An 18,537-nucleotide genomic window follows, 5' to 3' on the forward strand; every position below is an offset into this window, starting at 1 on the left:
CCGGGAACCCGGACAGCGGCTGGCTAGACGATCGCAGAGACACCCGTTACTGCACGGCCCACGATCAATGAGTTGATCTCGTATGAGCCCTCGTAGGTGAAGATGGCCTCAGCGTCGGCGAAGATCTTGGCAATTTTGTAGTCGGTGACGATACCGTTTCCGCCCAGGATGGAGCGTCCCAAGGCCACACTTTCACGCATGCGTGCACTGCAGTAGGCCTTTGCCAGAGCCACCTGTGACATGTCGGCACCGCCGTGCCGGGCACCTTGTGCGTCGCGGGAAATGCCCTCCTGAAGTTGGGCGATCCGCACCATCATTCCCATGCTGGCCACGGCGTTGCCGAGCATGTCCACCAGGTGCTGTTGGATCAGCTGGAACCGGGCAAGGGGTTTACCGAACTGCAGTCGTTCCACCGCATACTGCCGTGCGACATCGAAGGCTGCCAACTGCTGGCCGACTGCCTGCCAGGCAACCATGATCCGTGAGCCGCGCAGGAGGTGGTTCGTGTCCGCGAAACTGCTGATTCCTGCGAAACGGTCTGATTCCGTGACGTGGACGTCTTCGAAGAGAATGTCGGCATTCTGCACTGTCCGCAGGGCAATTTTGTTCTCTATCCGGCTCCGCGTGATACCCGGTAGTGAGGCGTCCACAATGAATGCTCGTACAGCACCATCGCTTTCATCTTTGGCCCAAACCAGCATGTAGTCGCAGAACGTCCCGTTGCCGATCCAGCGCTTGGCGCCGTTGATCACCCAGTAATCGCCGCCGTCGGACTCCGCCCTTTCCACACGGCGTGCTGTTGTCTGCATACCGCCCGCGACGTCGGATCCGTGCTCTGGTTCGGTGAGCGCGAAGGCGCCCGTTGTGCGGAGGTTTGAGGCGTCGTCGAGGTATTTGTCCTGCTGGACATCGCTGCCAAAGTCGTAGAGCGACTCAACGAAGAGATCATGATGGACCATGAAGAACGTCGCGATGGAGGTGTCCACCCGTGTCATCTCGGCAATGACCAGCCCGGCGAACAAATGTGTGTAGCCGCGCTGGGCGGGAGCACTGAGCCGGAGGGCCGCGAGCTTGGGCAGGATGTGTTCGGGGAACTCGGCTTTGTCCCACCACTGTCCGGCGTAGGGCGCGATCTCGGCGGCAAGGAAGGAGCGGAGCTCGTTGAGTTTCCGCTGTTCCTGGACACTCAGGAGAGACTCAAAGTCGAAGAAGTCGGCCTTGGGCAGGTCCGCCACAGACGCCGGTATGTAGCGCCCCGAACCCGCGGGAGCCGGCCCTCCGCTGTAGTCCCCCATCATTTCAGGCCCATGCGGATGGCGCCGTCCAGCCGGATCGTCTCGCCGTTCAGCATCGCATTCTCGACGATGTGGGCGGCAAGATTGGCGTATTCGGGCGCGCGGCCGAGCCGCGCAGGATGGGGTACTTGCTGGCCGAGCGACTCCTGGGCAGCTTGGGGCAATCCGGCCATCATCGGAGTCTCGAAGATGCCGGGGGCAATGGTAGCAACCCGGATCAGGGAGCGGGCGAACTCGCGCGCCAGGGGCAGTGTCATCGCCGCAACAGCACCCTTGGATGCGGCATAGGCTGGCTGGCCGATCTGCCCTTCGAAAGCGGCGACGGACGCCGTATTGATGATGACTCCGCGTTCCGGGCCGCCTAATTCGGTAGTGACCGGCTCATTTTCCACCATGGCTGCAGCTGCCAGGCGGATGACGTTGAAGGTTCCAACGAGGTTGATCTGGATGACTTTGTTGAATGCCTCGAGGGGCAGGACACCCTCACGGCCCAGGACCTTGCCCGGCGTCGCGATGCCTGCGCAGTTAACTACGATCCGCAGGGTTCCCAGAGAAGCGGCGGCGTCGACGGCGGCCTGGACCTGGGCTTCGTTGGTCACGTCTGCGGGGGCAAAGACAGCCCGTGGAACTGAGTCCCCAGCAGCGGAACCCGCGGCATTCGAGCCAGCTCCGTTCGAGCCAGCCGCCGAGCCAATGGTGTTCAACTCCGCCGCGTAATCCTCCCCTGCAGAATTTGGCAGGTCCACCAACACCACCGACGCTCCGACGTCGAACAAGCGCTTAGCGGTTGCCGCGCCCAAGCCTGACGCACCGCCGGTGACCAGCGCGACCGTGCCCTTGATGTCCATCCATCCTCCTTGATGCAGAACTCAAATCCGTTAATGCATGTTAACTGGAATTGTGATCCGGCGCACCTTGGGCCCCCGATAGGCTGGTTCCATGCCCACCGAAAGCAATCCCGCCGGCCAGCAACCACCCGCAACGGAGGCGGCAATGTGGGCCATTCGCGCAGATGAGGCCGCCCGTTCTGTCACACGGGCCTTCGGCAGACGGCTGCTTTTCCTCCCAGGCACCCACATCGGCGCTATCAGCATCCCCTTCCGCGGCATCCGCAGCCTTCTCGGTCCATGGCACTACTGGTGGCAGGCGCACTACGTCGACTGCTTGGTGGACACGGGTCGGAGGGAACTGGCCACCAAAACGAGGTTCGACGGCGACTCCCGCCCGAGCGCGGGACGGCTCGCTTCCCGGCTGGTCACCACCATGCGGTTCAGAAACTTCTTCCGGTACGTCAACGATTACTACGACGACATGGCCTGGCTGGCATTGTCCACGCTCCGGCTGGAAAAGCTGGCCGAGGAGACGCGAAAGCCCGGACGTCGCCGGAATGCATACATCCGCCGGAAGCTGACGCTTCAATTCGACTCAGCCTCCACGGACGACCTGGGTGGCGGAACATTCTGGAGTACCAAGAGGGACTTCAAGAACACCCCGGCAACGGCCCCTGTGGCCCTCTACTTCGCACGAACCGATCGCCGTGAGAGGGCTCAAGCCCTGGTGAATTGGCTGAACGGTAAGCTCCTTCACCCCGATCGAGGCCTTTATCTCGACGGATTACGGCTGCGCAAGGGGCAAGTAATCCTCGAAGATGCGATCTACACCTACAACCAAGGGCCAATCCTTGGGGCACTCCTGGAACTGGGCGGAGTGGAGAACCTGGACCGCGCCGCCCATCTGGTCGAAGCCGTTGCGAGGGAGCTCACGGTGCCCGGCACGCAAGTAATTCACGGTGATGGAACCGGGGATGGGGGCCTCTTTACCGGCATCCTGATCCGTTACCTTGCACTCGCCGCGAGGGATCAGCGCCTCCCGGAAACCACGCGCAAGGCAGCCAGAGGCCTTGTATTCAGCACAGCCGGGGCCTTCTGGGATGGCCGCTGGGAGTCCACCAGTGATCCCAAGTATCCGGGTCCCACCTTCTCCCCCAACCCCCTGCGCCCGGCGAGGGAGACGTATCCAGCGGGGACCGCCGTCGAGCTTTCCACCCAACTGCAGGCATGGATGACACTGGAGGCGGCAGCCACGCTGGCGAGCTAGCAATTAGGGCACGCAACAGTTACGTAATTGTTGTGATCCTTGTCACATAAGCCCTTCACGCTTTGGAAGCATAGGTTTGCCTAACCTACGCTTTTCTCAGCGGGTTCCCCCAAACCTTCCCGCTCACACGGAACAAGCCCAAAGCTTGGCACTCTGTGTCTTTGTTCGCAGAAAGAAGCCCTTATGAAGCTCTCCAAAAACGCGCTGGCGGGCATCGCCCTGCTCGCATCCGCCGCCCTTGGCCTCACCGCCTGTGGCTCCAACGCCAGCACGCCTGCCGCCTCCGGTTCGCCGTCGGATGCGGCTGCTTCGGGCGAAGGCATCACGGTCTACAACGCGCAGCATGAGAGCCTGACCCAGGAATGGGTGGACGCCTTCACCAAGGAAACCGGCATCAAGGTCACCATGAGGCAGGGCTCGGATACCGAACTTTCCAACCAGATTGTCCAGGAAGGTGCAGCTTCTCCGGCAGACGTATTCCTGACAGAGAACTCCCCCGCAATGGCGCAGGTTGAGAATGCCGGATTGTTTGCCGACGTAGACAAGGCCACACTGGACCAGGTCCCCGCTGAATTCCGTCCTTCCACGGGCAAGTGGACCGGCATCGCAGCCCGCTCCACCGTCCTGGTGTACGACAAGAACAAGATCAGCGAAGACAAGCTGCCCAAGTCGATGCTGGACCTGGCGAACCCGGAGTGGAAGGGCAAGTGGGCCGCTTCACCGTCCGGTGCTGACTTCCAGGCGATCGTCGCAGCGCTGCTCGAACTCAAGGGCGAAGCCGCCACGGAAGAGTGGCTCAAGGGCATGAAGGAAAACTTCAAAGCCTACAAGGGCAACAGCACGGCCATGAAGGCCGTCAACGCTGGTGAAGTGGACGCCGCCCTGATCTACCACTATTACTACTATGGCGACCAGGCCAAGACCGGCGAGAACTCCAAGAACGTCACACCGTACTTCTTCAAGAACCAGGATCCGGGCGCGTTCCTTTCGGTCTCCGGTGGCGGTGTCCTGAAGTCGTCCAAGAAGGCAGCGGATGCCCAGGCATTCCTGAAGTTCATCACCGGCAAGAAGGGACAGGAAATCCTGAAGACCGGTACCTCGTTCGAGTACGCCATCGCCTCGCAGGTAGATGCCAATGACAAGCTTGTGCCCATCAAGGAGCTGCAGGCACCCACCGTTGACCCGGCCAAGCTGAACTCCACAAAGGTCACCGATCTGATGACCAAGGCAGGACTCCTGTAATTCTGTGATCACTGATCTTTCGGCTCCCGACATTCCACAGTCGGCAGGGAGCACGACGACGGCGGGCAAGGGCAAACGCCCTCGCCCGCCATTCGGCGTTTCCACGGTGTCCTTGCTGGCGGTGTTGATCGCGCTGTTTTCCCTGATGCCCTTGGGCTACGTCATCTTCATGACGGCAACGACAGGCTGGGACACCGCCGTCGAACTCATTGTTCGCCCCCGCGTGGGCGAACTGCTGTTGAACACCATCATGTTGACGGTCTTGACGGTGCCGTTGTGCCTCATTCTTGGGGTGGGCGGCGCTTGGCTGGTTGAGCGCACCAAGCTGCGAGGGAGCCGCTGGTGGGCCGTTGCACTAGCGGCACCGCTTGCCATTCCCGCCTTCGTCAACAGTTACGCGTGGGTATCGGCCGTACCTTCCATGGAGGGCATCTGGTCCGGCGTGCTGATCGCCACCCTCTCCTATTTCCCTTTGGTTTACATTCCCGCCGCCGCCACGCTGGGGCGCTTGGATCCGGCGATCGAACAATCCGCCGCGTCGCTCGGCTTGGGTTCCTGGGCCGTGTTCTTCCGAGTGGTGCTCCCCCAGCTTCGTATCGCAATGACCGGAGGTGCATTGCTGGTCGCCCTGCACCTCCTTGCGGAGTACGGCGCTTTCGCAATGATCCGCTTTGATACCTTCACGACGGCGATCATGGTCCAGTTCCAGTCGACGTTCAACGGTGCCGCTGGAAACATGCTGGCCAGCGTCCTGGTCTTCCTCTGCCTGCTTCTTCTCCTTGCCGAAGTCAAGAGCCGAGGCACCGCCCGCTATGCCCGGATTGGCTCAGGTGCCCAGGCCAAAGCAACACGGGCGCCTCTGGGCGGATACCAAGCTCCGGCGCAGCTCGCTTTGCTTGCCCTGACAGGGTTGGCGTTTGGGCTTCCTGTCTGGTTCGTCCTGCGCTGGCTTTTTGCCGGAGGTGCTGAGGTATGGGCCGCCGACGAATTCATGCCCGCGCTGCTGCAGACCCTCCTGTACGGGGCTGCCGGTGCAGCAGTTACCACGATCGTTGCCTTTCCCATGGCCTACTTGGCGGTTCGGCATCCCAGCTGGTTCAGCAAGATGCTCGAACTGTCCAACTACGTCACCAGCTCCCTGCCCGGAATCGTGGTGGGCCTCGCCTTCGTCACCGTGAGCATCCGCGCAGTTCCCGGCATCTACCAAAGTGCCGGCGTGTTGGTTGCCGCCTATGTCCTGCTCTTCCTTCCCCGGGCGCTGGTCAACATCCGCTCCGGGCTGGCCCAGGCACCTAAAGAGCTCGATGAAGCCGCCCAATCCCTTGGCAAAGCTCCGATGGTGTCCTTCTTCCGTGTGACCCTGCGGCTCACGGCGCCGGCTGCGGCAGGTGGTGCCGCACTCGTCTTCCTGGCCATCGTCAATGAACTCACGGCAACCCTCCTTCTCTCGCCCAATGGAACCCGCACCCTGGCAACAGAGTTCTGGAGCAAGAGCAGCGAGATCGACTACACAGGCGCCGCACCCTATGCGCTGCTGATGATCGTGCTTTCCGCCCCGATGACCTACCTTCTTTTCCAACAGTCCAAGAAAGTGGCCGGACAGTGACCGAACAATCCCCACCCAGGCTCCCGTCACCCCGCGTGGCGCCGTCCATTGTGCCCACCACCAACACGCACTTGGACATCTCTGAGGTCACAAAGAATTTCGGTTCCCAGGCTGTGCTGAAGGGGGTCAATCTTTCCGTGGCCAAGGGCGGAACCACCGCCATTGTGGGTCCTTCCGGCTCCGGCAAAACCACGCTGCTTCGCTTGATCGCAGGCTTCGAGCACCCAGACACCGGGACCATTTCCCTGAACGGCTCAACGGTTGCGGGCAATGGAGTGTGGTTCCCTGCGCACAAACGGCAGGTGGGATACGTCGCCCAGGATGGAGCGCTTTTCCCGCACCTGACCGTGGGACAGAACGTCGCTTTTGGCTTGGATTCCGGAAAGCTCGACGGCGGCCGCCGGGCCGTTGCTTCCCGCGTCCAGGAACTGCTCGAAATGGTGTCCTTGGACGGCTCCATGGCGAAGCGGCGTCCGCACCAGTTGTCGGGCGGCCAGCAACAGCGCGTTGCCTTGGCACGTGCCCTGGCCCGCGAACCGGAGCTCATGTTGCTGGATGAGCCGTTCTCGGCTCTCGACGCCGGGCTCCGCGTAGCTACGCGCCGGGCTGTGGCCAAGGTGCTCAACGCTGCAGGCGTCACAACCATCCTCGTAACGCACGACCAAGCCGAAGCTCTTTCCTTTGCCGACCAAGTGGCCATCATGCGCGGAGGAAAACTGGCGCAGATTGGCAACCCATTCGTGGTCTATACGCGGCCAGCTGACCGCGCGACGGCCGAATTCCTCGGCGACGCCGTGATCCTGGACGCTTGGATGGAAGGGTCCCTGGCCACGTGTTCACTCGGCGGGATTCCCGTCCGCCGGCCACCAGCACAGGGCAAAGTGCAGCTCATGCTCCGCCCGGAGCAGATACGCATCGCACCCGACGGCCCGATCCGGGGCGTCGTTGTAGACACGGACTACTTCGGTCCCGAAACGACCGTCCGGATACGGCTCGGCGCTTACACCGCGGCTGACGGCGTGCTCTCCGGAAATGGCCACCGCTACCCCGGCGGAGGAGAGATCATCACCATCAGACACTGGAACGCTTCCATCACCAAGCCTGGCACCGAACTCTGCCTTCGCGTCGTGGGCGAAGGCGTGGCGTTCGCACCCGAGGCCTGAGCTATCCGGATTGGGAAGCCTGCCTGGGCTCCGAAGCCGGACGCTTCTTCTGCGGGTATGGCGCCTCGTGCCGGGCAAGCATCTCCACGAAACCAGCGATCTTCCGCTCCCTCGTCTCTGCCCTTTTGACCAGGTTGGTCCGGTGTATGAGGGCGAAGCGGTTCTGGGACGTCAGGACGTCGAACATGGCCTGTGCCTCCGGGACAGCGGCGATGGCAGCAGCGAGATCATCAGGAACCACGGAATCCGCAGGACCGGCGTAGGCAGCTTCCCAACGCCCATCGGCTTTGGCGGCGTCGACGGCGGCCCATCCCGCGGCGGTCATCTTGCCTTCCTGGTCCAAGCGGGCAATATGCCCAACGTTCCGTGCTGACCAGATGCTCCGGCGCCCCCGGGGTGTCATGCGCTGGAAGTAGCTGTCGGCGTCGCGGCTTTTTGATTGGCCGTCGATCCAGCCGAAGCACAGCGCCTCGTCCAGCGCGGCGTCGTAATCCAGCTCCGTGACGTTCCCACCCTTTTTATGCAGGACCAACCACACACCCGGGCTGTCGGCAGCGTACGCCTCAAGCCACGCACGCCATTCGGCCGCGTCCTTGACGATCAATTCTTCGAGCTCGATGGGCATGGATTCATTCTGCGGCAAACCCGACCGCATAGTGTGGAGGTCAGAAGCCGGAGTGCCAGCGAAGCCAGCCCAGGAGGACCCATGTTGCGAGCCCGCCCCATCCACTACACATCGCACTTTGAGCAGTGGACCACGCTGCTGCAGGCGCTGGGTTTGGTGAAGACGGTGGACGACGGCGACTGGCAAGAGTTCGACGCCGGCTCGGGTCGCCTCGCGATGGGCCGGCTGGAGCACGGCCACCCACTGGATGGTTACACGATCTTCAGTGTGGAGGTAGGGAATATGGAGGAGTTCGCACGCCGTACTGAGGAAGAGGGCAGCCAAGCAGAGCTCCATGAGGCCTCCTACGGGCCCACGGTGCGGATCTCGGCCGATGACGGTTTCGAGTTCTTTGCTTTCCCCGCGCGACGGGCAGCAGATGGCAGCTGGGCCACATCCACTGATGCCGACCCAGCACTCACGGTGGCAGGGACGTGGGTGAGCCCTTTGGTGGCGTTCTCCGCAAATGTTTTGCGCAACATCGGAGCCCGGCCACGCACGGAGGACGACGAATCGGCGACCTTCACCACCAAGAACGGCGGCATACTGCGCATCATCCACGGTGCGGACGCCACCAACGGGGACCTCGCGTTTGAGTACGACGGCGATTTGGAACCACTGCTGGAGCGCCTCAAGGCTGCGGGCATCGAGGCCAGGATCACCGAAGACGTCCTGTACGTCGCCAACCCGGATGCTGTGAGCGGCGCGGCGCCGGCGTCGGTTGTCGTGGAGAAGTCACCAGTCCCGGCCGCGTAATACAGCCGAGAGCGTAACCCCGCAGCCACGGCGCCGCTGCCACCAAACTTCGGCTGGGGATGCGGTAGAACTTAACCATGAGCGTACGTACACCCGACCCGTATCCAGGCTGGCTTTCCGACGAAGACCTGTTCGAAGCCCGCGGCCGCCTTCCCATGGTCTACGTGGAGGCAGTCCCCGTTCGCCTGGATCCGCTCGGGTACGTCAATGAAGTCGGTTCCCTCCTGCAGGGCGACGCCGACGGCAACATGGTTCGCTACCTCGTCTCCGGCCGCGTCCTTTACCGTGAAACCATCCGGGCAGCCCTGCTGCGGCACATGGAAAAGGACCTCGGCCCCCTCGCGTTCCCGCAGCTGCCCATCAGCCCCGTTCCCTTCACGGTGGCCGAATACTTCCCCGCACCGTCCCAGACAGGCTTCACCGACGACCGTCAACACGCGGTGTCGTTGGTCTTCATCATCCCCGTCACTGGCGAATGTGAACCGCGCCAGGACGCCCTGGAACTCACGTGGATGACGCCGCAGGAAGTCCTGGGTGACGACGTTCAGCAGGAGTTCGAGGGCGGCCGCGGCAACCTCGTGCGCCAGGCGCTGGCTTTCTCGGGCATCGTCCTCTAGTTCGGGCATAGTCCCATAGTTCGGCATCGTCCTTTAGCGGGTCCCGCGTCCTGCGGCGGCTGGAGTTTGTAGACTGGACGGCGGACCGCAAGAGAACCAAAGGACTTCCGATGACTCACAGCCCAGCCTCACAGCAATACCGCGAAAAGCAGGCTGGGGACCTGCAACCCGGAGACTTTGTGTTCCTGCCCGGAGACGGGCCTGCCGAGGAGATCGGCAGCGTCGAGGTCCAGAACGATGATTATGGCGTTCCCGCGCTGCTGCTGGTGACAAGGGTCGACGGCGGGACGGTGCGGATCGCTGTTGGCTCCAGTGTGCCAGTGGGTGACGGAGCTTCGGCTGGCTCGGCCGCACCCGAAGCCGCCGTCCGCCAGCCTGAATCTGAAGATGACGCGGAGTCCAGCACCTCGCTGGAAGGCGACTCTGACGCAGCAGCGGGTTCCGCCGTCGTCGTTCCCCCACGCCCGGAAACGCCGCCTGCGGTTACCACGCCTGTCCCCGAAGAGCTCGCGCTGATCCCCGAGCCGGCCGGAACGCCTGAAGCCGTAGTGCGGGCCGCCGTCGCCAATCACAAGGGCAAGAACGGCGTTCAGGTGCTCGCCGAGAGGTTGGCGAAGGGCATCAACACCAAATCCGGCAGCTGCCTTCGGGACCTCAGCAACCTGGCGTTCGATCTCTGCATTGTGCTACGCGATCCGGACAACGCCTTGGCCGTGGCGGATCTCCTGAACGTGCTTCCCTTTGACGGCAACCCCGATCGCTGGGCGTCGATCGAACGCGCGCTGGCGCTCTCCAGCTTCATCTGCCGGGAGGGCGGACAGACCGAACGCGCGGCCGTCTACGAGAAATTGCTGCGCGCCCACGAGTCGGAGGAAACGGACCCCTTCAAGGCCCGAATCGCCGCGAAGGTCCGCCAACGCGCCCTGAACGAACCGAACTTGTACGACAAGGAAATCTTCCGCGCAATCGATAACGGCAACCATGAAGCCGAACGCGACTGGCGGTTCCTCCGTCTGGAGTCGCTGTTGTTCCTGCGGGCCCACGGTGGATCCGAGACCCTCGGAGAAGAGGAACTGGGCCGGCGCATCGGCATGGAACTGGATGCTGTGCGGGCCTGAAGGAGCGGTGTCCTGATGCAGCCGCCTAGTCCCGGCACTTGTAAACTTCAAGACCTGTATTACGGACGCGAACGGCGGTAGATTCGGGGCCATGACGAACAATCTGAGCGTTGTGATTAATGCCGACGCGCAGCAGGTTTGGACAATGCTGCGCGAACCCTCCCTGGTGGCTCAATGGCACGGATGGGAAGCCGATGACCTCGCCGATGAAATCAAACAGATCTACTTTCACCCGGATGTTGTGGAAAATGCGGATCACACCAAACTGACTGTCCACGCCGGGGATGAGTTTGAGCTCCACCCTGTTTCCGGCGGCACCGAAGTCAAAGTCACCCGCGCCGCGCTGGACCATGACTCCGAGTGGGCGGAATGGGACGAGGACATCACGCAGGGCTGGCTGACCTTCCTTCAACAACTCCGTTTCGCCCTCGAGAGACACCCCCATGGTCAACGGCGCACCCACTTCGTGTCCCTTCCGGGAAGTGGTGGCCTCGCCATCGAAAAGCTGGGGCTTGGCGACCTCCCGCCGGTCGGGGATGAGTATTCGCTCAAACTTTCCACCGGTGAAGAGATTTCGGGCAAGGTCTGGTTCAAGAGCCGGCACCAGGTGGGGCTCACTGTTCACAGCTACGCAGAGCACGGCGATGGATTGCTGATCGTTGCCGAGCAACTGCCGATCCCTGACAAAAGGCCCGACGGCGGTTCCATGGTGATTGCCTCCACCTACGATCTGGGGGCCCACACCTTGGCGGATATCAGGTCATCCTGGGACAAGTGGAAGGATGAGAACTACAGCTCGTAGGAAGGGTTCCGCAGGTTACCCGGGGTAAAGCTGGCACACTTGTTAGCGTGCCAGCTTCCGCTTTCCTGCCCTCGTCTCCTCCGTCCACAGCCTTGCCGGGTCTTTCTTCACGGCAAACCGAGTTCTCGTTTTCGGTGGGCCAGCGCCTGACCGAAACGTGTTCGCCGTCGGACGCCTTGATCGAAGCCAATGGCGGCACTTTCCTGGGCCGGACCGGAACCATCACCACGCCGCACGGAACCATCCAGACGCCCGCGTTCATCGCCGTCGGAACCAAAGCAACAGTCAAGGCCGTGCTGCCCGAGTCCATTGCCGGGCTCGGTGCGCAGGCAGTGCTGGCCAACGCCTATCACCTGTACCTGCAGCCGGGCCCTGAGATCCTCGACGCCGCTGGCGGGCTGGGGGCCTTCATGAATTGGTCCGGCCCGACGTTTACGGATTCCGGCGGATTCCAGGTGATGAGCCTGGGATCGGGGTTCAAGAAGGTCATCGACATGAAGAATGTGGACACTTCCGGCCCTGATGATGCGGTGGCGCCAGGCAAGGAACGGCTGGCGCACATTGATGACGACGGCGTGTGGTTCAAGTCGCACCTCAACGGGGACCGACACCGCTTCTCCCCCGAGATCTCCATGCAGGTCCAGCATCAGATTGGGGCTGACATCATGTTCGCGTTCGACGAGCTGACCACGTTGCAGAACTCGCGGGCCTACCAGGAGGAGTCGCTGGAACGGACCCGTCTCTGGGCCCTGAGGTGCTTGGAAGAGCATGCCCGTTTGACTGTTTCCCGAGTCGGGAAGCCGTACCAGGCCCTGTTCGGGGTGATCCAGGGTGCGCAGTACGAGGATCTGCGCCGAAAGGCCTGCCAGGATCTGGGGGCAATGCCTTTTGACGGGTACGGGATCGGTGGTGCGTTGGAGAAGGAAAACCTGGGCACGATTGTGCGCTGGTGCAACGAGGAACTCCCCGAGGACAAGCCACGGCACCTGCTGGGCATTTCCGAGCCGGACGATATCTTCACGGCAATCGAGAACGGGGCCGACACGTTCGACTGTGTCTCACCAACCCGCGTGGCCCGAAACTCAGCTTTCTATACGCCGTCCGGTCGGTTCAACCTCTCCGGGGCGCGCTATAAGGCCGATTTCGGACCACTGCAGGACGGCTGCGACTGCTACACGTGCGGAAACTACTCGCGCGCGTACATCCACCATCTGTACAAGGCCAAGGAAATGGTCTCGGCCACTCTGATCTCCATTCACAACGAGCGCTTCGTGGTGAAGATGGTGGACGATGCGCGGTTGGCCATCGAGTCCGGGGACTTCTTCGAGTTCAAGGCGGAGACGCTGGGCCGGTACTACTCCTAGCTGTGGTTGGCGTGGCAGGTCTCGCGGGGTTCCCTAGGCTGCGACTGGCCCGTAGCTCGGCTCACGCTTCTTGATATAGCCGACCACCAACACCGTGATCGGGACGAACAGGAACTCCACGCCAGTCTTGTAGACGAAGCCCACCAGGACATAGTTGGCGAACATGCCGAAGTCCGTGATGCCGATGACCGAGGCCGCGATGCTGCAGAAGATCAAGGTGTCCACGAATTCGCCCACAACGGATGAACCCATGAGCCGCGCCCACAAGGTCTTCTCGCCCGTGCGCTCCTTCATTTTCACCAGAATCCAGGAGTTGATGGTCTGACCGGCCAGGAAGGCCAGAAGCGAAGCGAGCACGATCTGCGGGACCGGGCCCAGCGCGCCCTCGATGGCTGCCTGCTTGGCGGTTCCGTACTCATCCGTGAAGCCAGGCAGCACGATGATCACCCAGTAGCAGAGTGAAGCGAAGGCTGAGAGAGCGAAGGAGGTAATGATGGCCTTGCGTGCCACCTTGAAGCCGTAGACCTCACTCATGACGTCGCCCAGGATGTAGGCCAGTGGGAACAGGAAGAATCCGCCATCAGTGATGATCGGACCAAGCACGACGCCCTTCGATGCGCCGATATTGGACAGGATCAGCACCACGGCCATGATGGCGAGCATGATGCCAAAGTACGGGGATCCGATCGAAGCGAAGCGGGGTGCAGGCTTGCTCAGGGTGCTGGAGCCGGAAGGCGAGGGCATGGGTCATCCATTTCGTAGTGGTTCGCGCGGGCGCTGTTGGTTCAGGCACCCGGCTGTATTAGCACTGTTGTTGGTGGGGCTCAGCCCGACACCAGCTTTATTGTCCCACCCACCAACGCTCTCTCACATCCTGACCGGTTTCCACCGATCTTCTCTCACATCCTGACCGGTTCCCACCGATCTTCTCTCACATCCTGACCGGCTCCTTTCCGGACGTTTTCTGAACGTGTTCAAATATGCAGCTATACTCGTTATTGAACACGTTCAAAACTCGGTTCGAGGAGCAACACCATGGCAACAAAAAGCGAACAGACCCGGCAGCTTGTAGCCGACGTCGCACTAAGAATGTTCCGTGAAATCGGCTTCGAGAAGACCACCATGCGCGCGATTGCACAGGAGGCGGGAGTTTCCGTCGGCAATGCCTACTACTACTTCGCCTCCAAGGATGAGCTCGTCCAGGAGCTGTATATCCAAGTCCAGAACGAGCATGCGGAGGTTGCGGCACAGGTTCTCAACGACGTCCACGATCTCGCCGGTCGACTGAAAGCCGTGCTGCACACGGGCGTCGACGTCATGGCGCCCTATCACCAGTTCGGCTCAGATTTCATCGCAACCGCGATCCGGCCGACGTCGCCAGTCAATCCATTTGGCGAGGCGTCCACCGCCGCCCGCGAGGCTTCGCTTGCGATCTTCCGGTCCGCCGTCGACGGTTCCTCCCCCGCCGTCGCCAAGAAACTGCGCGAAGATCTACCGGAGCTGCTGTGGCTTGCATATATGGGTGTCGCCCTTTTCTGGGTCTACGACAAATCCGAGGGCCAACGCCGAACGCGGAAACTGATCGACGGTGCCGCGCCCTTGGTAGCGAGGGGGTTGTCGCTGGCGAAGATTCCTGGCGTCGGCAAGGTATTCGACGACGTTCTGGGACTCGTCCGCAGCGTGAAGGAAGGCTCGTGATGGAGCGGACAGTGGCACTTGCGGGCGCTACCGGGTTCATCGGCACCTACTTCAGGCATCGTTTTGTTGCTGAGGGTTGGCAAGTTCGGACGGTCGGGCGGGATGCTTCAACTGATGCTCCATGGAACGACGACGGCGCCATCGCCAAGGTGCTGAACGGCGCCGAACTGCTGGTGAACCTCGCCGGACGATCCGTGAATTGCCGCTACAACGACCGGAACCGCCGGGAGATCGTGGACTCCCGGGTTTTGACAACTCGTGTCCTGGGTCGAGCCGTTGCTCGATGCGCCTACCCGCCTGGGACGTGGATCAACGCCAGCACTGGCACGATCTATCGGCATGCGGAGGACGGCCCACAATCTGAAGCATCGGGTGAGCTGGGCAGCGGGTTCTCTGTAGACGTGGCCCGTGCGTGGGAGGACGAGTTGGCTGCTGCCCATGTTCCGGGCACTCGAAAGGTTCCCCTTCGCATTGCGATCGTCCTCGGTCCGGGCGGTGGCGTGATGACTCCTCTGCGGATTATGGCCCGGCTTGGTTTAGGTGGGCGGATGGGGCCGGGCACGCAGAAGTTCAGCTGGATTCACGTGGAGGATCTGTTCCGCGCGGTGGCATTTGTCCACGGGCAGTCTGCACTTACTGGTCCAGTAAACGCAGCAACGCCATATGCCGTGGATAACCGCGAACTGAATTCGCTTATTCGGCAGAGTATAGGTGTCCCGTTTGGACTCCCGACGCCAGCTTGGCTGCTCGAAGCCGGAGCTGTCCTCATCCGGACACAGGCGGAACTGGTGTTGAAGAGCCGGTGGGTCGAACCCCGGAAGTTAGTCGATGCGGGTTTCACCTTCTCCTATCCGGCTCTGAGCGGCGCGCTCAACGCGATCGCGGGGGGCAAGTGATGAGTCTGACCGCCCGTTCGGAAGTCTGGATCTACGGACCAAAGGATCGAGTGGTTTTGGGCTGGAAGGCCCTGATCATCGGGATCTTGATGTCACACCTTGTCTTTGGCGTCCTCCTAGCCCTATCAAACCCAGCATGGGGCGTCGTCTTGTTCGCCTTCAGTGCCCCGCCAACATGGGGAGCCGCTGCTGCGGTCGGCTCACTGTTGGGCCTGGCACTGCGACGCATCCGAAATCAATGGATTCATGTCGCTGCCTTCTTTGCGACCCCGGCTCTTGTGAGTGTCCCCTTCGGAGGGTTTTGGAATCCCTCAGCATGGGCCTTTCCCTTGAGCATTGCCGTCGCTGCAGGAATCGCGCGCCTTTCCGTTTGGAAAATCGTCCGGATCAACGACCTGCCTTCTCTCACATAATCACCGCCTTCCGGGCAACGTTCTCTCACATCCCGACGCTTTCCGGGCAACGTTCTTTCACATCCCGCAGTGCACGAGCGGTCATCGGCGTCGTGATCTTGTGCCTAGGTAGCGGTGAACCCTTTTCTCGTATTCCGCGTAGGGCCGCCCAAAGGCCAGCCTCTTCACGCAGCACGCCCAAATGGTCCATGAGCATTCCGACCGGCAGGGTCACCACCACCCATGATGAACCGGCGAGTGTCCCCGCGCCCAAATGGATGAGCCACCACCTCACGTACATAGGATGGCGGGTCAATGCATAAGGGCCGCTTGTCACGAGTTCCTCAGCCTCTCCAAATTGAAACTGCCCGTCGAGCGGCGACCTCGTTCAGCCAAGGCCCAGGCATTCAGCCCACCGCCAATCACCAGCAGCCCGGAACCCACCATCCGGTGAAGCAGGTCAGGGCCGGGCAAGGACCGCGGACTAGTTCTTCCGAGAAAGAACATCACGGCCACTCCGGTCACTTGGCCCGGCGGCAGGGGCAGGTTTCCGAATAGCCTCCTCAAGGTGAGCCGAGGGGTCGGGGATGGCTGAGAAATAGTCGCCATGCCTGAACAGTAACCCCGCGATCCGCTCTTGTCCGCAGCAAGGAAACAGGACGTGACAGAGCATCCGCCGAAAGCGGTCAGCATGTGAGAGAACATCCGCCCAAACCGATCAGGACGTGACAGAGGAACCGCCGAAAGCGGTCAGGACGTGAGAGAACATCCGGAAGGGACCACAGCGCGAAGGCGGGATCAAAGCAAAAGCCGCGCACCGCCGTCGTGCGTTCAGGCTGTTCAGGGCGTTCAGGGGCCTCGAAACCTAAGGAAGTGTTAGGAAATCGCTTCCGGCGTTGGCTGTGCCCTGCATCACCAATAGTTTGGATTATGTCCTCTTCACCCATGGAGGACCTTTCTTAGTCGACGAAGAGCCATGCGCAAGGACGCCATGAGCAAGAGCTTCATGGACAGAACGAACTCATGTAAGACACGGCTGCCATCGCAGGCGCCGTCCAGGAAGGTTCATTGATGAGCACCCAACAAGTTGCGCCCCTCAGCGAGGCCGCACAGACACGCAAGGCCGTGAGCAACATCCTCAAAGGCTCCGCGGGCAACCTCGTGGAGTGGTTCGATCTTTACGTCTATACGGTTTTCGCGGCGTATTTCCAGTCGCACTTCTTCAACTCCTCGGACGATCTGCAGGCTGGCCTCGAAGCTATGGCGGTCTTCTCGACGTCGTTCCTCATGCGTCCAATCGGCAGCTGGTTCTTCGGCCGCTACGCCGACCGCAAGGGCCGCAAGGCTGCGCTGACCCTCAGTGTGACCATGATGTCGGCCGGTTCGTTCGCCATCGCGGTACTGCCAACCCAGAACGTGATTGGGCTCTGGGCATTGATCCTGTTGGTCTTCATCAGGGTTGTGCAGGGCTTCTCAGTCGGCGGCGAATACGGCACCAGCGCCACTTACATGTCTGAGGCTGCCACTGCCAAGCGCCGCGGCTTCTTCTCCAGCTTCCAGTACGTAACACTCATTGGCGGGCAGATGCTGGCCCTCCTGGTGCTCGTGATCCTGCAGAACACCATGAGCAAGGAAGACCTGACTGCTTGGGGCTGGAGGATTCCTTTCGCGATCGGTGGCGTGGCTGCATTGGTTGTCCTCTGGCTTCGCCGTTCCATGGAAGAAACGCTGTCCGCGGATCAGCTCCGCGCCGCGCACGTGAAGGTTGATGGCGAGGCACAGCCGGGGACCATGAAGCTGCTGTTCACGAAGCACTGGAAGCCGCTGCTCATCTGCATTGGCATCACGCTCGGTGGCACGGTGGCGTTCTACACGTACACCAACTTCATTCTTAAGTTCATGAACGATACGTCCGGCATCGCCAAGACCGATACCTCCGTCATCAACTTCTGGGCTTTGTTCATCTTCATGCTGCTGCAGCCGGTCTATGGCTTGATTTCGGACAAGATTGGCCGCAAACCGCTGCTCATCTGGTTCGGGGTCACGGGCGTACTGTTCACGTGGCCGTTGCTCTCCACGCTGTCCGGAACCAAGGATCCGTTAATGGCGTTCCTGCTCATGCTAGGCGGTCTGCTGATGGTGGGTGGCTACACATCGATCAATGCGCTGGTGAAGGCTGAGCTTTTCCCGGCATCGATCCGCGCCCTGGGTGTTGGTCTTGGATACGCGATCGCGAACTCGCTGTTCGGTGGCACGGTCCCGCTGATAGGCGCCGCTCTGCAGAAGGCTGGGCAGGTGGACATGTTCTTCACCTACGTGACTGCCGCGATCTTCATCTCGCTGCTGGTGTACATCTTCGCGCTGAAGAACAAGAAGGCCACGCACTTGGACGCCGAGCAGGGAAGCGCATTCGCCGCGAAAGGCTCTGATTCGCGCGACGCCGACGAGGACAAGAAGGATCTCGCCAAGGCCTAACCCTGCCGCTTGTGAGGCCCGTTCTGCGCTCTTTGGTCACTCCGAGGGGCGCAGAGCGGGCCTCGCAACGTTAACCCGGCGGCCGCGGGACGTGAGAGAGCGTCCTGCCAAACGGCGCGGGACGTGAGAGAGCGTCCTGCCAAACGGCGCGGGACGTGAGAGAACGTCCTGCCAAACGGCACACGACGTGAGAGAACGTCCTGCTGCGCTCGTCAAGTTTTTGAGACAGTTCTCGTTGTTGTTGGTTAGGCGGCCAGGGGTTGCTGGGCGGTGGTGTGGTGGTTTGCGTGGGCTGTGGCGGGTGGGAGGCCGCCGGCGCGGCGGTTGGGTCGGCGGCGGTTGTACCAGCCCT

General features: G+C 61.7%; 18 protein-coding genes. 13 read left to right on the plus strand and 5 right to left on the minus strand.

Translation table 11 applies throughout. From position 1 onward, the window contains the following. Nucleotides 1–23: 23 nt before the first annotated feature. Together AC1DCM_RS18135 and AC1DCM_RS18140 are read right to left on the minus strand one after the other, a co-directional pair. Nucleotides 24–1,295, minus strand: a complete 1,272-nt coding sequence (locus AC1DCM_RS18135; protein ID WP_442017447.1) for an acyl-CoA dehydrogenase family protein — start codon at nucleotides 1,293–1,295, stop codon at nucleotides 24–26. Beyond that, nucleotides 1,295–2,143: an SDR family NAD(P)-dependent oxidoreductase gene (locus tag AC1DCM_RS18140; RefSeq protein ID WP_442017397.1), complete on the minus strand. Its 849-nt coding sequence runs from the start codon at nucleotides 2,141–2,143 to the stop codon at nucleotides 1,295–1,297. The genes AC1DCM_RS18135 and AC1DCM_RS18140 overlap by 1 nt, the downstream gene beginning before the upstream one ends. Before the next feature lie 91 nt (nucleotides 2,144–2,234). Between AC1DCM_RS18140 and AC1DCM_RS18145 the strand changes: the two genes are divergently transcribed. From AC1DCM_RS18145 to AC1DCM_RS18160, 4 genes are all read left to right on the plus strand, one after another. Beyond that, nucleotides 2,235–3,392 carry a glycoside hydrolase family 76 protein gene (locus AC1DCM_RS18145; RefSeq protein WP_442017398.1) on the plus strand — a complete coding sequence of 386 codons (1,158 nt, stop codon included), beginning with the start codon at nucleotides 2,235–2,237 and terminating at the stop codon, nucleotides 3,390–3,392. A gap of 183 nt (nucleotides 3,393–3,575) precedes the next feature. Continuing rightward, entirely contained in the window at nucleotides 3,576–4,634 is a 1,059-nt protein-coding gene (locus AC1DCM_RS18150; RefSeq protein WP_442017399.1) for an iron ABC transporter substrate-binding protein, read from the plus strand. Nucleotides 4,635–4,638: 4 nt separating this feature from the next. Continuing rightward, nucleotides 4,639–6,240, plus strand: coding sequence for an ABC transporter permease (locus AC1DCM_RS18155; RefSeq protein WP_442017400.1), 1,602 nt, complete (start codon nucleotides 4,639–4,641; stop codon nucleotides 6,238–6,240). Continuing rightward, nucleotides 6,237–7,403 carry an ABC transporter ATP-binding protein gene (locus AC1DCM_RS18160; protein ID WP_442004674.1) on the plus strand — a complete coding sequence of 389 codons (1,167 nt, stop codon included), beginning with the start codon at nucleotides 6,237–6,239 and terminating at the stop codon, nucleotides 7,401–7,403. Before AC1DCM_RS18155 ends, AC1DCM_RS18160 begins: the two co-directional genes overlap by 4 nt. 1 nt (nucleotide 7,404) lies before the next feature. Here AC1DCM_RS18160 and AC1DCM_RS18165 read toward each other — a convergent pair whose 3' ends face one another. Next, nucleotides 7,405–8,028, minus strand: coding sequence for a YdeI/OmpD-associated family protein (locus AC1DCM_RS18165; protein WP_442017401.1), 624 nt, complete (start codon nucleotides 8,026–8,028; stop codon nucleotides 7,405–7,407). 81 nt (nucleotides 8,029–8,109) lie between these two features. Between AC1DCM_RS18165 and AC1DCM_RS18170 the strand changes: the two genes are divergently transcribed. From AC1DCM_RS18170 to tgt, 5 genes are all read left to right on the plus strand, one after another. Next, nucleotides 8,110–8,823, plus strand: coding sequence for a hypothetical protein (locus AC1DCM_RS18170; protein ID WP_442017402.1), 714 nt, complete (start codon nucleotides 8,110–8,112; stop codon nucleotides 8,821–8,823). A 77-nt stretch (nucleotides 8,824–8,900) separates the two neighbouring features. Further along, nucleotides 8,901–9,440, plus strand: a complete 540-nt coding sequence (locus AC1DCM_RS18175; RefSeq protein ID WP_442017403.1) for an NUDIX hydrolase family protein — start codon at nucleotides 8,901–8,903, stop codon at nucleotides 9,438–9,440. 110 nt (nucleotides 9,441–9,550) lie between these two features. Continuing rightward, a complete protein-coding gene (locus tag AC1DCM_RS18180; RefSeq protein WP_477519205.1) occupies nucleotides 9,551–10,558 on the plus strand; it encodes a DUF6707 family protein in 1,008 nt (335 codons plus the stop codon). Between the two features lie 91 nt (nucleotides 10,559–10,649). After that, the gene (locus AC1DCM_RS18185) at nucleotides 10,650–11,360 is read left to right on the plus strand and encodes an SRPBCC family protein (protein ID WP_477519206.1); all 711 of its coding nucleotides are present in this window, start codon (nucleotides 10,650–10,652) and stop codon (nucleotides 11,358–11,360) included. Nucleotides 11,361–11,407: 47 nt separating this feature from the next. Continuing rightward, nucleotides 11,408–12,724: a tRNA guanosine(34) transglycosylase Tgt gene (tgt, locus tag AC1DCM_RS18190; RefSeq protein ID WP_477519207.1), complete on the plus strand. Its 1,317-nt coding sequence runs from the start codon at nucleotides 11,408–11,410 to the stop codon at nucleotides 12,722–12,724. A 33-nt stretch (nucleotides 12,725–12,757) separates the two neighbouring features. Here the strand turns inward: tgt and AC1DCM_RS18195 are convergent, their stop codons facing one another. Further along, entirely contained in the window at nucleotides 12,758–13,468 is a 711-nt protein-coding gene (locus tag AC1DCM_RS18195) for a queuosine precursor transporter (protein ID WP_477519208.1), read from the minus strand. 291 nt (nucleotides 13,469–13,759) lie between these two features. Between AC1DCM_RS18195 and AC1DCM_RS18200 the strand changes: the two genes are divergently transcribed. The 3 genes from AC1DCM_RS18200 to AC1DCM_RS18210 are packed head-to-tail and all read left to right on the plus strand — an operon-like array spanning nucleotide 13,760 to nucleotide 15,731. Next, nucleotides 13,760–14,422, plus strand: coding sequence for a TetR/AcrR family transcriptional regulator (locus tag AC1DCM_RS18200; protein ID WP_477519209.1), 663 nt, complete (start codon nucleotides 13,760–13,762; stop codon nucleotides 14,420–14,422). Beyond that, nucleotides 14,422–15,318 (plus strand): TIGR01777 family oxidoreductase, encoded by an 897-nt coding sequence (locus AC1DCM_RS18205; RefSeq protein ID WP_477519212.1) that lies wholly within the window; start codon nucleotides 14,422–14,424, stop codon nucleotides 15,316–15,318. The genes AC1DCM_RS18200 and AC1DCM_RS18205 overlap by 1 nt, the downstream gene beginning before the upstream one ends. Continuing rightward, nucleotides 15,318–15,731 (plus strand): hypothetical protein, encoded by a 414-nt coding sequence (locus AC1DCM_RS18210; RefSeq protein ID WP_442017409.1) that lies wholly within the window; start codon nucleotides 15,318–15,320, stop codon nucleotides 15,729–15,731. Before AC1DCM_RS18205 ends, AC1DCM_RS18210 begins: the two co-directional genes overlap by 1 nt. Nucleotides 15,732–15,756: 25 nt before the next feature. Here AC1DCM_RS18210 and AC1DCM_RS18215 read toward each other — a convergent pair whose 3' ends face one another. Then, on the minus strand, nucleotides 15,757–16,011 hold the full coding sequence (locus tag AC1DCM_RS18215) for a hypothetical protein (RefSeq protein WP_477519213.1): 255 nt from the start codon (nucleotides 16,009–16,011) through the stop codon (nucleotides 15,757–15,759). Between the two features lie 770 nt (nucleotides 16,012–16,781). Between AC1DCM_RS18215 and AC1DCM_RS18220 the strand changes: the two genes are divergently transcribed. Continuing rightward, nucleotides 16,782–18,185 (plus strand): MFS transporter, encoded by a 1,404-nt coding sequence (locus AC1DCM_RS18220; RefSeq protein ID WP_477519210.1) that lies wholly within the window; start codon nucleotides 16,782–16,784, stop codon nucleotides 18,183–18,185. The last annotated feature ends 352 nt before the right edge of the window (nucleotides 18,186–18,537 follow it).

The sequence above is a fragment of the Paenarthrobacter sp. 10N417 genome (genome assembly GCF_056394745.1).

What these genes read in the sequence shown, in the direction of transcription:
- AC1DCM_RS18175 (WP_442017403.1), top strand. Translation starts at nt 8,901, where the DNA reads ATGAGCGTACGTACACCCGACCCGTATCCAGGCTGGCTTTCCGACGAA.
- AC1DCM_RS18180 (WP_477519205.1), top strand. Translation starts at nt 9,551, where the DNA reads ATGACTCACAGCCCAGCCTCACAGCAATACCGCGAAAAGCAGGCTGGG.
- AC1DCM_RS18170 (WP_442017402.1), top strand. Translation starts at nt 8,110, where the DNA reads ATGTTGCGAGCCCGCCCCATCCACTACACATCGCACTTTGAGCAGTGG.
- AC1DCM_RS18215 (WP_477519213.1), bottom strand. Translation starts at nt 16,011, where the DNA reads ATGTACGTGAGGTGGTGGCTCATCCATTTGGGCGCGGGGACACTCGCC.
- AC1DCM_RS18205 (WP_477519212.1), top strand. Translation starts at nt 14,422, where the DNA reads ATGGAGCGGACAGTGGCACTTGCGGGCGCTACCGGGTTCATCGGCACC.
- AC1DCM_RS18165 (WP_442017401.1), bottom strand. Translation starts at nt 8,028, where the DNA reads ATGCCCATCGAGCTCGAAGAATTGATCGTCAAGGACGCGGCCGAATGG.
- AC1DCM_RS18185 (WP_477519206.1), top strand. Translation starts at nt 10,650, where the DNA reads ATGACGAACAATCTGAGCGTTGTGATTAATGCCGACGCGCAGCAGGTT.
- AC1DCM_RS18145 (WP_442017398.1), top strand. Translation starts at nt 2,235, where the DNA reads ATGCCCACCGAAAGCAATCCCGCCGGCCAGCAACCACCCGCAACGGAG.
- AC1DCM_RS18220 (WP_477519210.1), top strand. Translation starts at nt 16,782, where the DNA reads ATGAGCACCCAACAAGTTGCGCCCCTCAGCGAGGCCGCACAGACACGC.
- AC1DCM_RS18150 (WP_442017399.1), top strand. Translation starts at nt 3,576, where the DNA reads ATGAAGCTCTCCAAAAACGCGCTGGCGGGCATCGCCCTGCTCGCATCC.
- AC1DCM_RS18195 (WP_477519208.1), bottom strand. Translation starts at nt 13,468, where the DNA reads ATGCCCTCGCCTTCCGGCTCCAGCACCCTGAGCAAGCCTGCACCCCGC.
- AC1DCM_RS18200 (WP_477519209.1), top strand. Translation starts at nt 13,760, where the DNA reads ATGGCAACAAAAAGCGAACAGACCCGGCAGCTTGTAGCCGACGTCGCA.
- AC1DCM_RS18135 (WP_442017447.1), bottom strand. Translation starts at nt 1,295, where the DNA reads ATGGGGGACTACAGCGGAGGGCCGGCTCCCGCGGGTTCGGGGCGCTAC.
- AC1DCM_RS18210 (WP_442017409.1), top strand. Translation starts at nt 15,318, where the DNA reads ATGAGTCTGACCGCCCGTTCGGAAGTCTGGATCTACGGACCAAAGGAT.
- AC1DCM_RS18140 (WP_442017397.1), bottom strand. Translation starts at nt 2,143, where the DNA reads ATGGACATCAAGGGCACGGTCGCGCTGGTCACCGGCGGTGCGTCAGGC.